Raw genomic sequence first — 1,296 nt, forward strand, 5'->3', positions numbered from 1 at the left:
CGCGGTCTCGGCGCTATCGTCCACCGCCGTCGGTACATCGTCCTTCACGTCGATGCCCAGACGTGCCTGGTCCGTGTCGCCGTCGCTGTCGGTGATCTCGAGATTGAAGAGGTCACGCACGTTGTCGATCGCCGGACCTTCACTGGCGTGATCGGTGGTGCTGCTATCGAGCGTGTAGCTCCACTGGTACTCACCACCGCTCTCGGTCACGGTCAGCGTGCCGTACTTGCCCTGCACGGTACCGCCCTCGGTCACGGGGGTGCCGTTGATCACCACACTGCTCAGATCATCACTGCCCACGCGGATGTCGAAGGTGCCACTGGTGGTCTCGGTGGTCGCCTCGGCATCGCTGCCATCCGACAGACCGGCCTCGTCGACCACGCGCAGCGAATCGCCGGCCGCCAGGTCGATGTTGTCGCTCGGGTCCTCGGGATCGCCCGGGTATTCCGGATTCTCCGGATCTGCCGGCTCCGGCGGGGTGCCCGGATCGCCGGGCTCGCCCGGCGGAATCACGATCTCCGGCGTCGAGTCCGCCGCCACGGTCACCGTCAACCGGGCCGTGCTGGTGTCGCCATCGGCGTCGGTGAGCGTGTAGTCGATCACCACGTCGCCTTCCACACCCGCCGCCGGGGTGAAGGTGATAGTGCCGTTTTCGTTGACGACGACACTACCGAGGTCCTCGGACACGGTGGCCTTGGTCACACTGGCACCGTCCGCACCCCGGGTGTCGTTGGCCAGCACGTCCACCGTGACCGCACTGTCTTCCGCGGCCTCGGCAGTATCGTCCACCGCCGTCGGTACATCGTCCTTCACGTCGATGCCCAGACGTGCCTGTTCGGTGTCGCCGTCACTGTCGGTGACCGTCAGGTTGAAGATGTCACGCACGTTGTCGATCGCCGGGCCCTGGCTGTCGTGATCGGTGGTGCTGGCGTCGAGCGTGTAGCTCCACTGGTACTCGCCGCCACTCTCGGTGACGGTCAGCGTGCCGTACTCGCCCTGCACGGTGAGGCCGTCACCGCCGGCCGTCGTCACATCGGTGTCGTTGATCACCAGGCTCTGCAGACTGTCGCCCTTCGTGTCGATCGCGAAGGTGCCACTGGTGGTCTCGGTGGTCGCCTCGGCATCACTGCCATCCGACAGACCGGCCTCGTCGACCACGCGCAGGGAATCACCGGCCGCCAGATCGATGTCGTCGCTCGGATCCTCGGGGTCGCCGGGATATTCCGGCGTCTCCGGATCGCCCGGCTCGCTCGGCGGCGTCGGTGTGCTCGGATCGCCGGGCTCACCCGGCGGAAT

At 66.8% G+C, this 1,296-nt stretch carries 1 protein-coding gene; it reads right to left on the bottom strand.

The annotated features are described in order from the left end of the window. The coding region (locus BUE38_RS23065) for an Ig-like domain-containing protein (protein ID WP_200802221.1) at positions 1 to 1,296 on the bottom strand (1,296 nt) is incomplete at both ends.

The sequence above is a fragment of the Halomonas cupida genome (assembly GCF_900142755.1).
GTDB lineage: Bacteria > Pseudomonadota > Gammaproteobacteria > Pseudomonadales > Halomonadaceae > Halomonas > Halomonas cupida.